This window comes from Escherichia sp. WS1451 (assembly GCF_046487365.1).
Lineage (GTDB): Bacteria > Pseudomonadota > Gammaproteobacteria > Enterobacterales > Enterobacteriaceae > Escherichia > Escherichia coli.
In genome coordinates this window covers 20,093-33,313 of record NZ_JBJQJP010000020.1, presented here as the reverse complement: position 1 = coordinate 33,313, position 13,221 = coordinate 20,093, and the positions used below count along the sequence as shown (strand labels likewise).

Genomic DNA, 13,221 nt, shown 5'->3' with positions numbered 1-13,221 from the left:
GGAGATAACAAAAATGGCAATGGTCCAACCGAAATCGCAAAAAGCACGTTTGTTTATTACTCACCTGCTACTGCTACTTTTTATCGCGGCGATTATGTTCCCGCTGCTGATGGTCGTCGCCATCTCGCTGCGTCAGGGGAACTTCGCGACTGGCAGCCTGATCCCGGAGCAAATCTCCTGGGATCACTGGAAACTGGCGTTAGGTTTTAGTGTGGAACAGGCTGATGGTCGCATTACGCCACCGCCATTCCCGGTACTGCTGTGGCTGTGGAACTCGGTAAAGGTCGCCGGGATTTCCGCGATTGGCATTGTGGCGCTCTCCACCACCTGCGCCTACGCTTTCGCCCGTATGCGCTTTCCAGGCAAAGCGACGCTGCTGAAAGGAATGCTGATTTTCCAGATGTTCCCGGCAGTACTTTCACTGGTCGCGTTGTATGCGTTGTTTGATCGTCTGGGTGAGTACATTCCATTCATTGGCCTGAATACTCACGGCGGCGTAATTTTCGCGTATCTGGGCGGGATTGCGCTGCATGTCTGGACCATCAAAGGTTATTTCGAAACCATCGACAGTTCGCTGGAAGAAGCGGCGGCGCTGGATGGTGCGACACCGTGGCAGGCCTTCCGCCTTGTCCTGTTGCCGCTGTCAGTACCGATTCTGGCGGTGGTGTTCATCCTGTCGTTTATCGCTGCCATTACTGAAGTTCCGGTCGCGTCGCTATTACTGCGTGACGTAAACAGCTACACCCTGGCTGTGGGGATGCAGCAATACCTCAACCCGCAAAACTACCTGTGGGGTGACTTTGCCGCCGCTGCCGTGATGTCTGCATTACCGATCACCATCGTCTTCTTGCTGGCTCAACGCTGGCTGGTCAACGGCCTGACGGCAGGTGGTGTGAAAGGTTAAAGATGTTGTTCTGCCAATGTTATGCCGCTGCACCCTCAACTTACGTTATCCCAACTTGTGACTGTTATTCGGCGCTCCACGGAGCGCCTTTTTTTACTCCCGCTTCAGCCGTTTCGAATTACACAGCCACAGGGTGATCACCAGTAACAGGATCGCTGCCGAGTAGATCAACACATCCAGTGGCGATTTATGATCGACGATGATCAAGCGCACAATGGCGGTGATCCCAATATAGACAAAGTAACGTAGCGGGAAGTGAAAACCGGACTGAAAGTACTTCACAATCAGCGCGATAAATTCGAAATAGAGAAAGTAAACCACCAGCCCTTCTACCAGCTCATATTTGCTGGTTTGTTCTGGCGCGAACAGCACATCAGCCAGATGCACCGTTTCTTTGCCGAGGAAGACAACCAAAATAAGGCCGAGGCACAGCAGGCCAAGATTGAGTACGGTCTGCAAAATGGTGGAGATAAACTCCACGCGCGGACGAGAGAGTGACGTCATAGCAGTACCTCCTTCACAGTGGCGAGCTTCCTGTATAACGCAAAAATGTGACGGAGATCTATATTTTTTGTGTATGTTTTGTTCAGCTCGATTAAGTGAGCATCTCCCATCAACGTCGCATCTGGCAAAACACACAGCCCAAAAAAATCACCCATTCAGGTGATTCCCAGCCACCAGCAATGCGCGAAAAATCGACAATGTTCCTCTGGAACAAATGAAACGTAACCTGATAAAGGTGGTAAAAATGAAGCCTTATTTTGCTGCTTTGATGTTATCAGTCTCTGTTCTTCCTGCTTATGCTGGTCCGCTCGGTACTGCTGATAAAGCCGACCTACCGCAAAGCAATGTCTCCAGCCCAATGATGGCCCAGTCGCTCAGGCAACCAGACCTGCAACCAATATCGACGGACAGGAAGACAGAATGTTTTCGCCTTTACACACCAGATCGCAAACCGGGGGTGAACTGCGTTCCTGATGGCTCGACAGGCCATTAAGAATGAGGGTGCCAGTGAGTGCGAAAACTGGCACCTTTTCCATGACTTAGCGGAAATTGACGCTACGGTCGCTGGTCATGTCATACAACTGGAACTTACGCCCAAGTTGCTGACCACCGTCACGCGTCAGCGGCGTCCAGCCAATTGCCGCACGGCTGCGTGTCGGGCCAGACGAGAAGAGATCCAGCGGTACAGAGACATACACGCCTTTGGTGAAGTCCCCTTCGCCGTACTCCTCTTTCGAAACATTCGTGATCGTGGCATAGCCACCCACCACCACGCCGCTGTCAAAGCGTTTGGCGATCTCCAGCGTGCCGCCTTTATCCCCTGCCAGATACTGCCCGACGCTCGCTTTCACTAACACATCCTGAGCGAAAGATGGCGTCCAGTAGGCGGTCAGATGTCCGGTTTTCACGCTGTAATCGGTGAATTTCATCATATCTTTTGCGCTACGCCAGTCGCGCTGTTTAACGTAGTTGGCATCCAGACCAAACGCCCAGTTGCTGTCCAGCGGGCGATACAACACTTCAGCCCCCACGCCGCCAAACATGGTTTCGAGATAACCTCCGTAGACCTGACCGTAGAAGCCGTTGCCCAGATGCTGGAAGTAGTTGGCTTGCAGGTTATTCACATAGACATCATTCTGCACATACTCGCGCACATGGGTACGAACGCGCGGTAAGTGCGAGTCCTGCGGCGGATTGGTGTAGTTAAACTTGTCGTAGTTGTTGGCAAGGTTAGCGAACAGGCTGCCGGTGGTCAGCAGATGGTCCGTCAGCCACAAATCTGCCGTTCCCATCACGCCCAGCTGATACATGTAAAAGTTTTCCGGGCCACCGACCGACTGGTTCAGCACCGGATCGATATGGAAATCAAAGCGTGATTTGTCGATATACCAGCCCTGCTCGGTGGACTTCGGAACCACTGGCTCGACGCGTTTTTGCGCCAGCTTCGTTTCGTGGCCCAACGGCTCTCCGGCGAGATGATTTTTCAGGCTGGCGACATCGGTTTCCGTCGTCACCTGCGGCATGTTAAGGCGATTTTCCGTAATGCGGATCGTTTTGATCCCATCCGGTAGATCGTTCATCACGATCCGATTAGCACGGATGATCCCTTCGCGCGAATCACGATATTTCACCTGCTCGCCGGTAACATACAGCGTATCGCCTTTCGCCTGGATCTGCGGATCGGCCAGTCCGGCGTTGTATTTCAACAGCGTTAACTGATTCGCCACCACCGAGTGCTGCAAAATGGCATCCTGCGGCTGCGGTTGATATTGCGGGCGGGCGTTATCGTTGTACGAAGGACGTAGATCGTTAAAGTTGGTGCGCAGCGTGACGCCAAACATAAAGGTGTTGCCACGTTCATAGCTAAGGTTAACGTCGGCCCAATCGGTAACGCGATAAATCGCCCCGACGTTAAACTTACTTTTTTGCTCCAGCTTCCCGGCAAAATCCTGCTGATAATTATTGCCTTCATACTCCAGTTTCAGGCGCAGCGGTTGCCAGGGCGTCTGGTATTCCACGCCGCCAAACAGTGAGGCCGGGCCGTGGAACATCTGACTGCCGTCGATAGATCCCGCTTGTTTGTAGCTGTTATCGCGATAGCAATATTTATCACTGGCTGAACAGAGCGGATTTTTCACATTACCGCTGGTGCCCAGATATCCCCATCCCAGGCCGAGCGTAAAATCGAACGGCCCCCAGGCTTTGCTGGCAACAAGATATTCCGCATCAAACAGCCCCGTACCGCCGATATCCCGCGCACCAACCGCCACTTGCGGCAGCCAGTAACTCTCTTCCCACAAACGCAGTTTGAGATCGAAGGCTTTATCTTTATACGTTTGATCACCAGAGAACGCTTCGACGCTGCTGTACTGCCGGGTGCGCACGTCGGTGTAGCGCAGCGTTGTTTCCAGCCACGGGAAGAGTTGCACTGAAGCTGAGTAATAACGGTACTGATCGTTATCGCGATAGTTCAGGCTCAACTCCCCTTCCCGCGCCATGCGTGCGGTGGGAGTTTGTAATAATCCTACGCCACCGAAATCCGATTGCGACGGACCAATGGGCGCAGGATATGTTTCGCCGTAGCAAGCTGTGCTAATGCCCAGCGCCAGTAAGCTAAGCAGATGTCTTTTTTTCATTATTGAGGTATCCGCTGCGTCAGAGTCTGAAGAATGTCGGCGTTAAGGGCATCAGACGTCTCACTCCAGACGGAGTCCGCGAGGCCAACATAAATAATGCTGCCGGGCATCGGCTCTACGTGACGCTTGTTCCAGTAAGCCACCGGCGCTTTTTGCGTGCGTCCGTCCGGGTAAACCACCCACGCGTAGCTGCGATCCGCACCGCTGAGCAGGCTCTGGTCAGAGAGATAGCTCGTCACGTCGCGACCTGGAGTGAATGGCTGCTTGCCAGGACGACTGATAAGCCCGAACAACGTGACCGTGGACGGCGGCGGTCCGACCCACAGCGTGTAGTTGCCCTGCAACGGCGGGTTACCGCGTTCGGCAACGCGGACGATATCAGGATCAAGATTGATTTTTTGCCTGCCCGTCACTTTCAACGCCTGAATTTGCTGGCGTAAGGCGTTAATTGCGGCGGCATCGTCGGCGCTGGAATCTGCAGCCAGTTCTGCCAGCCGTGTCAGCAACGCCTGCTGCTGACGCAATGCTGCCGCCGTGGCCAGCTCTTCGCTAATCACCGCACCAGGCCACCAGCTGTTTGCCAGCTGCGGTTGGCCTACCAGATCGATTAAATGCTCTGCGCCCGTCAGCGTTTTAGCCTCACTGCTGCCATTGCTGAACACCTTGACGGTTCCCGCCGCGAAGACTGATGACGCCCCCGCACTCAAAAGCAACGCGACAATAGTTTGTTTAATCATTGTTTTGCCGCCTTGATGAGGGTGGTTTTCACCGGGAAGTAATCCGCGCCGAGATACTGTTCCGACTGGCGAATTTGCCCTTCGCTGTCGATCCAATAGCGGTTATGCCAGCGCGCCTGGTCAGTAAAGACTTCTTCGTCCAGCACGCGAACCGGGGTTTCATCGCTGCCGACCTTGACGGTATCGGTGCCATTCCATTTGAAGACTGAGCGCGCGGTGGCGTAGCGTACCTGCTGGTACTCGGTCCAGCCCATCGTGCGCGTCCAGGTTGCACCATCAATGATTTGTGCGGGTTTAATCAGCGGGTCGGCGGCAAGGTTATTCACTTCAATCAGGTTGTCGCCGCCAAGCAAAGTCTTCACCAGACGACCATGTTGTGTGACGAGAGTGGCCTGATCCTGAGTGACCCATTTTTGTTGTCCGTCTTCAGCAAAGGCCAGCACCACAAATAACTGCGGCCCGCCATTAAGCTGCATGTACTGGCTGGCGTAGGGCATATTTTGAATATCATCGTCCGTCAGCTGTACGCCTGGCGTGCCGAACAGACTGTCCCACAGTGAATTGCCCAGCTCTTTAGTCGTGGCTGAACAAGCCTGTAATAGCAGGCAGATAAGAATGAGTGCAGGTCGCTTCACGACTCTTCTCCAGAGGGGCAGAATAACCACACCGGAGTGTGGTTATGGTAAATCCCTTCATACTTCAAGCCACAGATGCGATGACTCGAATTATTTTGGGGATACATACTTTATTACTGGGTACTGGTGGTCGTGGTTGTGGTGGTCCCGGTATTAGAACCATCACCGCCACCGGTTGCCGCGAGCGCGACACCCACCGCCGAGCTTACGGTGCTGACGCTGGTCGCGGAGGAACTCCCCGCCGAAACCGACGTTGCTGCCGACCCTGCCGCTTCGCCCACCTGTACAGGTGCAGCCCACGCAGAAGTCGCCGCAAGCGCAGATATGGCAAAAATGCCATACAGAACTTTTTTCATAACAATTTCCCTTCATTGAATGAATGGAGATTTACCCAAAAACATTTCGGGCGGGATCGAGTATACACAACTAAAGCATGCGAATTACGGCGCGGGGAATTAGCGATGGGGTTTTAGGATAATTGGAATGAATATCAAATATAAGCTTCAACTCATATATAAATAATATTAAAAATCAAATAGTTAAAATAAAATCAAAAATAATTAACCTACGTATTTTCCGAAATCAACCATGATTAAAAATCTATTTTAGGATTAACCTCACGGTATGATTCCCGTTAAATCACAGACAAGGGGGTTTATCTGATAAAAAATGCCGACATAACGTCGGCATTTTTATTAGGGTTATTTAATTAACCGCGCCACGCTTTATAGCGGTTAATCAGACCATTGGTCGAGCTATCGTGGCTGCTGATTTCTTTGTCATCTTTCAGCTCTGGCAGAATACGGTTCGCCAGCTGTTTACCCAGCTCCACGCCCCACTGGTCGAAGGTGAAGATGTTCAGGATCACGCCCTGAGTAAAGATTTTGTGCTCATACAGCGCAATCAACGCACCCAGGCTGAACGGAGTGATTTCACGCAGCAGGATGGAGTTGGTCGGGCGGTTACCTTCGAACACTTTGAACGGCACCACGTAGTCAAGCGTTGCCGGATCTTTACCCTGATCGCGATATTCCTGCTCAACCACTTCGCGGGATTTACCAAACGCCAGCGCTTCGGTCTGAGCAAAGAAGTTAGACAGCAGTTTCTGGTGATGATCAGAGAGCGGGTTATGGGTGATAGCCGGAGCGATGAAATCGCACGGTACCATTTTGGTTCCCTGGTGGATCAGCTGATAGAACGCGTGCTGACCGTTCGTACCTGGTTCACCCCAGATAATCGGGCCAGTCTGGTAATCCACAACCTTACCGTTACGGTCAACATACTTACCGTTGGACTCCATATTGCCCTGCTGGAAGTACGCCGCGAAACGGTGCATATACTGGTCATAAGGCAGAATCGCTTCAGTTTCCGCACCAAAGAAATTGTTGTACCAGATGCCAATCAGCGCCAGCAAGACAGGCAGGTTTTTCTCGGCAGGCGTGGTGGAGAAATGCTTGTCCATCGCGTGTGCGCCAGAAAGCAGTTCAACGAAGTTATCAAAGCCGATGGAGAGAACAATCGACAGGCCAATCGCTGACCACAAAGAGTAACGACCGCCGACCCAGTCCCAGAATTCGAACATGTTGGCAGTATCAATACCAAACTCGCCAACGGCTTTGGCGTTGGTGGAAAGCGCCGCAAAGTGTTTCGCAACGTGTTTCTCATCACCTGCCGCTTTCAGGAACCAGTCACGCGCGCTATGGGCGTTGGTCATGGTTTCCTGAGTGGTGAAGGTTTTAGATGCTACCAGGAACAGCGTGGTTTCCGGGTTTACTTTTTTCAGCACTTCCGCGATGTGAGTCCCATCGACGTTAGAAACAAAGTGCATGTTCAGGTGGTTTTTGTATGGACGCAGTGCTTCAGTCACCATGTACGGGCCGAGGTCAGAACCGCCGATCCCGATGTTCACTACGTCAGTGATTGCTTTGCCGGTATAGCCTTTCCACTCACCGGAAATAATCGCTTCCGAGAAGGTTTTCATCTTCTCCAGCACCGCGTTGACTTCCGGCATAACATCTTTGCCATCAACCAGAATCGGGGTATTGCTACGGTTACGCAGCGCTACGTGCAGCACGGCGCGGTTTTCAGTGCGGTTGATCTTCTCGCCAGAGAACATCGACTTAATCGCGCCCGCCAGATCGCACTCTTTCGCCAGATCCTGTAATTTCGCCAGCGTCTCTTCAGTGATGCGGTTTTTGGAGTAATCCACCAGCATCTGATCGTCGAAAGTTGCGGAGAACTTAGAAAAACGATCGCCGTCTTTAGCAAAAAGATCGGCGATCGTAACGTCTTTCATTTCATCGAAGTGTTTCTGTAGTGCCTGCCAGGCAGCGGTCTGCGTTGGATTGATGTTTTTCATTAGCAATACTCTTCTGATTTTGAGAATTGTGACTTTGGAAGATTGTAGCGCCAGTCACAGAAAAATGTGATGGTTTTAGTGCCGTTAGCGTAATGTTGAGTGTAAACCCTTAGCGCAGTGAAGCATTTATTAGCTGAACTACTGACCGCCAGGAGTGGATGAAAAATCCGCATGACCCCATCGTTGACAACCGCCCCGCTCACCCTTTATTTATAAATGTACTACCTGCGCTAGCGCAGGCCAGAAGAGGCGCGTTGCCCAAGTAACGGTGTTGGAGGAGCCAGTCCTGTGATAACACCTGAGGGGGTGCATCGCCGAGGTGATTGAACGGCTGGCCACGTTCATCATCGGCTACAGGGGCTGAATCCCCTGGGTTGTCACCAGAAGCGTTCGCAGTCGGGCGTTTCGCAAGTGGTGGAGCACTTCTGGGTGAAAATAGTAGCGAAGTATCGCTCTGCGCCCACCCGTCTTCCGCTCTTCCCTTGTGCCAAGGCTGAAAATGGATCCCCTGACACGAGGTAGTTATGTCTGAAATTGTTGTCTCCAAATTTGGCGGTACCAGCGTAGCTGATTTTGACGCCATGAACCGCAGCGCTGATATTGTGCTTTCTGATGCCAACGTGCGTTTAGTTGTCCTCTCGGCTTCTGCTGGTATCACTAATCTGCTGGTCGCTTTAGCTGAAGGACTGGAACCTGGCGAGCGATTCGAAAAACTCGACGCAATCCGCAATATCCAGTTTGCCATTCTGGAACGTCTGCGTTACCCGAACGTTATCCGTGAAGAGATTGAACGTCTGCTGGAGAACATTACTGTTCTGGCAGAAGCGGCGGCGCTGGCAACGTCTCCGGCGCTGACAGATGAACTGGTCAGCCACGGCGAGCTGATGTCGACCCTGCTGTTTGTCGAAATCCTGCGCGAACGCGATGTTCAGGCACAGTGGTTTGATGTACGTAAAGTGATGCGTACCAACGACCGATTTGGTCGTGCAGAGCCAGATGTAGCCGCGCTGGCGGAACTGGCCGCGCTGCAGCTGCTCCCACGCCTCAATGAAGGCTTAGTGATCACCCAGGGATTTATCGGTAGCGAAAATAAAGGTCGGACAACGACGCTTGGCCGTGGAGGCAGCGATTATACGGCAGCCTTGCTGGCGGAGGCTTTACACGCATCTCGTGTTGATATCTGGACCGACGTCCCGGGCATCTACACCACCGATCCACGCGTGGTTTCCGCAGCAAAACGCATTGATGAAATCGCGTTTGCCGAAGCGGCAGAGATGGCAACTTTTGGTGCAAAAGTACTGCATCCGGCAACGTTGCTACCCGCAGTACGCAGCGATATCCCGGTCTTTGTCGGCTCCAGCAAAGACCCACGCGCAGGTGGTACGCTGGTGTGCAATAAAACTGAAAATCCGCCGCTGTTCCGCGCGCTGGCGCTTCGTCGCAATCAGACTCTGCTCACTTTGCACAGCCTGAATATGCTGCATTCTCGCGGTTTCCTCGCGGAAGTTTTCGGCATCCTCGCGCGGCATAATATTTCGGTAGACTTAATCACCACATCAGAAGTGAGCGTGGCATTAACCCTTGATACCACCGGTTCAACCTCCACTGGCGATACGTTGCTGACGCAATCCCTGCTGATGGAGCTTTCCGCACTGTGCCGGGTGGAAGTGGAAGAGGGGCTGGCGCTGGTCGCGTTGATTGGCAATGACCTGTCAAAAGCCTGCGGCGTTGGCAAAGAGGTATTCGGCGTACTGGAACCGTTCAACATTCGCATGATTTGTTACGGCGCATCCAGCCATAACCTGTGCTTCCTGGTGCCCGGCGAAGATGCCGAGCAGGTGGTGCAGAAGCTGCATTTTAATTTATTTGAGTAAATACTGTATGGCCTGGAAGCTATATTTCGGGCCGTATTGATTTTCCTGTCACTATGCTTATCAATAAACGAGCCTGTACTCTGTTAACCAACGTCTTTATCGGAGAATAATTGCCTTTAATTTTTTTATCTGCATCTCTAATTAATTATCGAAAGAGATAAATAGTTAAGAGAAGGCAAAATGAATATTATCAGTTCTGCTCGCAAACGAATTCCCGTACACTGAACTCTCTGGCTCACTGAGGGCACCATCATGGCACTCCCCCGTATTACCCAAAAAGAGATGACTGAACGCGAGCAGCGTGAACTTAAAACACTGCTGGATCGGGCGCGGATTGCGCATGGTCGCGTACTGACCAACTCCGAAACCAACAGCATTAAGAAAGAGTACATCGATAAATTAATGGTCGAGCGTGAGGCTGAAGCGAAAAAAGCCCGCCAGTTAAAGAAAAAGCAGGCTTATAAACCGGATCCTGAGGCGTCATTTAGCTGGTCAGCAAATACGTCGACGCGCGGCAGGCGCTGATTAACGTCCCTTCTTTTTTCGCCCCGGCGAGGTAAAACGCTTACCGTTGGACGCCGGGCGACCGCCTTTTTCCGCCGTTTTTTCCATCTTGACGACTGGACGTTTGATGCCTACCGTTTTCGGCTTGGCCTTCGCTTTAGGTTTTGCCTCGGAAGAGGAATTTTCGATGAGCTTAAAGAGGTCGATTAACTCATCGTCGGTTAAATCGCGCCACTCACCCAGCGGAATGCCGCTTAAACTGACGTTCATAATGCGCGTACGTTCCAGCTTTTTCACTTCGTAACCAAAGTGCTCGCACATGCGACGGATCTGACGGTTCAGCCCCTGCACCAGGGTAATGCGGAAGACAAACGGCGCTTCTTTTTTGACTTTGCACTTTTTCGTCACCGTCCCGAGGATCGGTACTCCCGCCCCCATACCACGAATAAATTCATCGGTAATCGGTTTATCAACCGTCACCAGATACTCTTTCTCATGATCGTTACCCGCACGGAGGATCTTATTCACCAGATCGCCGTGATTGGTGAGGAAAATCAGCCCCTGGGAATCTTTATCCAGGCGGCCAATCGGGAACACGCGTTTGCTGTGGTTAACGAAATCGACAATGTTATCGCGCTCGCCATCTTCGGTGGTGCTGACAATACCGACGGGCTTGTTCAGGGCGATAAGTACCAAATCTTCGGCTTCCCGAGGCTCAATCAACTGACCGTTTACTTTCACAACGTCGCCGGGTTTCACCTGATCGCCAATGGTGGCTCGCTTGCCATTAAGGAACACATTGCCTTGCTCGATATAGCGATCCGCTTCGCGGCGTGAGCAAATTCCGCTTTCGCTGATGTATTTATTTAAACGGACTGATGAGTCGGGCAGCATAAATTCTCCTGTAAAACGCGGAATATACCGTACCTCTTAGCGGGGAAAAACAGGGTTATGCGGCAACGTCGAAATTAAATGTGATCTGCCACGCCTTTTATCACAAAAGTGTCTCCGGAAGTACGATGCAAATTCGCCTGGCAAAATAAGGATAATCAACATATTACGAATCGCTGCACACCTGTGCTGATGACTACTACGCAGAGAAACAAATGTGCAAGAGAAAGCGCTATTTCTCCCCATGCAAAGAGTGAAAAATCGCTTTGAAAGGCCATCATGATGGGGTTATATCAGATCAAGCGGTGAGAAAGCGTATTTGCACAAATGTGCAGAACCAGGAGGCGGCAATGGAAAACAGTGACGATATCCGTTTGATTGTGAAGATTGCCCAACTCTATTACGAACAGGATATGACGCAGGCGCAAATCGCGCGCGAACTGGGTATTTACCGCACCACCATCAGCCGCTTGCTTAAACGAGGCCGCGATCAGGGAATTGTCACCATCGCCATCAACTATGACTACAACGAAAATCTCTGGCTGGAGCAGCAACTGAAGCAAAAGTTTGGCCTGAAAGACGTTGTGGTGGTGTCGGGAAATGATGAGGATGAAGAGACTCAACTGGCGATGATGGGGTTACACGGCGCGCAACTGCTGGATCGCTTGCTGGAACCTGGCGATATTGTCGGTTTTTCCTGGGGCCGCGCGGTGAGCGCACTGGTTGAAAACTTGCCGCAGGCGGGGCAATCGCGGCAGTTAATTTGCGTGCCGATTATTGGCGGCCCGTCCGGTAAACTCGAAAGCCGCTATCACGTAAACACATTAACCTACAGCGCGGCAGCGAAGCTGAAAGGGGAATCGCATCTCGCGGATTTTCCGGCTCTGCTGGATAACCCATTAATTCGTAATGGGATCATGCAGTCTCAGCACTTTAAAACCATCTCTGCCTACTGGGATAATCTGGATGTCGCCCTGGTGGGAATTGGCTCACCGGCCATTCGCGACGGCGCTAACTGGCATGCGTTTTATGGTGGTGAAGAGAGTGACGACCTGAATGCCCGCCAGGTTGCTGGCGATATTTGCTCGCGCTTTTTTGATATTCACGGCGCAATGGTTGAAACGAATATGAGCGAAAAAACACTCTCTATCGAAATGAATAAATTAAAGCAGGCACGGTATTCCATTGGCATTGCCATGAGCGAAGAAAAATACAGCGGAATTGTTGGTGCACTGCGTGGAAAATATATTAATTGTCTGGTAACGAATAGCAGCACAGCTGAACTATTACTGAAATAAAAATCTTCCCGATGTTTACCGTAATAAAAATTACGGCGGGTCCCTATTATCTAAAATCAGGAGTCTGTTATGCAAACGTGGTTAAATTTGCAGGATAAAATCATTATTGTCACCGGCGGCGCATCCGGTATTGGTCTGGCGATTGTGGATGAATTATTAGCACAAGGCGCGAATGTACAGATGGTCGATATTCACGGTGGCGATGGTCAATATGAAAACCATAAAGGTTATCAGTTCTGGCCGACCGATATTTCCAGCGCCAAAGAGGTAAATCATACGGTAGCAGAAATTATCCAGCGTTTTGGTCGCATCGACGGTCTGGTCAATAACGCCGGGGTCAATTTCCCGCGTCTGCTGGTCGATGAGAAAGCGCCTGCCGGGCAGTATGAACTCAACGAAGCGGCATTCGAAAAAATGGTCAATATCAACCAGAAAGGCGTTTTTCTGATGTCGCAGGCGGTGGCGCGACAGATGGTCAAACAACATGATGGCGTGATTGTGAATGTTTCCTCAGAAAGTGGGCTGGAAGGCTCAGAAGGCCAAAGCTGTTACGCCGCGACCAAAGCCGCGCTCAATAGCTTCACGCGCTCCTGGTCGAAAGAGCTGGGTAAGCACGGTATCCGTGTGGTCGGTATCGCGCCGGGGATTCTGGAAAAAACAGGACTGCGTACGCCGGAATATGAAGAAGCGCTGGCGTGGACGCGCAATATCACCGTCGAGCAGCTGCGTGAAGGCTATACCAAAAACGCCATTCCTATTGGGCGCGCCGGAAGATTAGCAGAAGTGGCTGATTTTGTTTGTTATCTGCTGTCTGAACGCGCCAGCTATATCACCGGAGTAACCACTAACATTGCGGGCGGCAAAACGCGCGGCTAAGGA

Annotated in this window: 13 protein-coding genes and 1 riboswitch; of the genes, 6 read left to right on the top strand and 7 right to left on the bottom strand. The window is 51.7% G+C overall.

All coding sequences use genetic code 11. The annotated features are described in order from the left end of the window. The first annotated feature begins 13 nt into the window (after nt 1-13). Nucleotides 14-904: a maltose ABC transporter permease MalG gene (gene malG, locus ACJHX7_RS20595; RefSeq protein ID WP_001252058.1), complete on the top strand. Its 891-nt coding sequence runs from the start codon at nt 14-16 to the stop codon at nt 902-904. A gap of 93 nt (nt 905-997) precedes the next feature. Here malG and psiE read toward each other — a convergent pair whose 3' ends face one another. Further along, on the bottom strand, nt 998-1,408 hold the full coding sequence (gene psiE / locus ACJHX7_RS20590) for a phosphate-starvation-inducible protein PsiE (RefSeq protein WP_000202902.1): 411 nt from the start codon (nt 1,406-1,408) through the stop codon (nt 998-1,000). Between the two features lie 214 nt (nt 1,409-1,622). Here psiE and ACJHX7_RS20585 point away from each other — a divergent pair, with 214 nt between their 5' ends. Continuing rightward, nucleotides 1,623-1,901: a periplasmic protein gene (locus ACJHX7_RS20585; protein WP_001295279.1), complete on the top strand. Its 279-nt coding sequence runs from the start codon at nt 1,623-1,625 to the stop codon at nt 1,899-1,901. A 46-nt stretch (nt 1,902-1,947) separates the two neighbouring features. Here ACJHX7_RS20585 and ACJHX7_RS20580 read toward each other — a convergent pair whose 3' ends face one another. The 5 genes from ACJHX7_RS20580 to pgi all read right to left on the bottom strand — a co-directional run bounded on the left by ACJHX7_RS20580 (nt 1,948) and on the right by pgi (nt 7,775). Continuing rightward, a complete protein-coding gene (locus ACJHX7_RS20580) occupies nt 1,948-4,044 on the bottom strand; it encodes a YjbH domain-containing protein (RefSeq protein ID WP_024225438.1) in 2,097 nt (698 codons plus the stop codon). Further along, nucleotides 4,044-4,781 (bottom strand): capsule biosynthesis GfcC family protein, encoded by a 738-nt coding sequence (locus ACJHX7_RS20575; protein ID WP_094030392.1) that lies wholly within the window; start codon nt 4,779-4,781, stop codon nt 4,044-4,046. The genes ACJHX7_RS20580 and ACJHX7_RS20575 overlap by 1 nt, the downstream gene beginning before the upstream one ends. Further along, nucleotides 4,778-5,416 carry a YjbF family lipoprotein gene (locus ACJHX7_RS20570; RefSeq protein ID WP_001314342.1) on the bottom strand — a complete coding sequence of 213 codons (639 nt, stop codon included), beginning with the start codon at nt 5,414-5,416 and terminating at the stop codon, nt 4,778-4,780. The genes ACJHX7_RS20575 and ACJHX7_RS20570 overlap by 4 nt, the downstream gene beginning before the upstream one ends. Before the next feature lie 113 nt (nt 5,417-5,529). Beyond that, nucleotides 5,530-5,772 (bottom strand): exopolysaccharide production protein YjbE, encoded by a 243-nt coding sequence (yjbE, locus tag ACJHX7_RS20565; protein ID WP_000757333.1) that lies wholly within the window; start codon nt 5,770-5,772, stop codon nt 5,530-5,532. 353 nt (nt 5,773-6,125) lie between these two features. Continuing rightward, the gene (gene pgi, locus ACJHX7_RS20560) at nt 6,126-7,775 is read right to left on the bottom strand and encodes a glucose-6-phosphate isomerase (RefSeq protein ID WP_000789981.1); all 1,650 of its coding nucleotides are present in this window, start codon (nt 7,773-7,775) and stop codon (nt 6,126-6,128) included. A gap of 236 nt (nt 7,776-8,011) precedes the next feature. After that, nucleotides 8,012-8,208: riboswitch (Lysine riboswitch) on the top strand. A gap of 91 nt (nt 8,209-8,299) precedes the next feature. Here pgi and lysC point away from each other — a divergent pair. Then, a complete protein-coding gene (gene lysC, locus ACJHX7_RS20555) occupies nt 8,300-9,649 on the top strand; it encodes a lysine-sensitive aspartokinase 3 (RefSeq protein ID WP_001290321.1) in 1,350 nt (449 codons plus the stop codon). A 252-nt stretch (nt 9,650-9,901) separates the two neighbouring features. Further along, nucleotides 9,902-10,174 carry a DUF3811 domain-containing protein gene (locus ACJHX7_RS20550; protein ID WP_001207638.1) on the top strand — a complete coding sequence of 91 codons (273 nt, stop codon included), beginning with the start codon at nt 9,902-9,904 and terminating at the stop codon, nt 10,172-10,174. Here ACJHX7_RS20550 and rluF read toward each other — a convergent pair whose 3' ends face one another. Next, the gene (gene rluF, locus ACJHX7_RS20545) at nt 10,175-11,047 is read right to left on the bottom strand and encodes a 23S rRNA pseudouridine(2604) synthase RluF (RefSeq protein ID WP_000936365.1); all 873 of its coding nucleotides are present in this window, start codon (nt 11,045-11,047) and stop codon (nt 10,175-10,177) included. It lies immediately after the preceding gene. 347 nt (nt 11,048-11,394) lie between these two features. On the opposite strand from rluF, the gene ACJHX7_RS20540 reads away from it, so the two are divergent. Together ACJHX7_RS20540 and ACJHX7_RS20535 are read left to right on the top strand one after the other, a co-directional pair. After that, the gene (locus tag ACJHX7_RS20540) at nt 11,395-12,342 is read left to right on the top strand and encodes a sugar-binding transcriptional regulator (protein WP_000431660.1); all 948 of its coding nucleotides are present in this window, start codon (nt 11,395-11,397) and stop codon (nt 12,340-12,342) included. A gap of 69 nt (nt 12,343-12,411) precedes the next feature. Further along, on the top strand, nt 12,412-13,218 hold the full coding sequence (locus ACJHX7_RS20535) for an SDR family oxidoreductase (protein WP_001195408.1): 807 nt from the start codon (nt 12,412-12,414) through the stop codon (nt 13,216-13,218). The last annotated feature ends 3 nt before the right edge of the window (nt 13,219-13,221 follow it).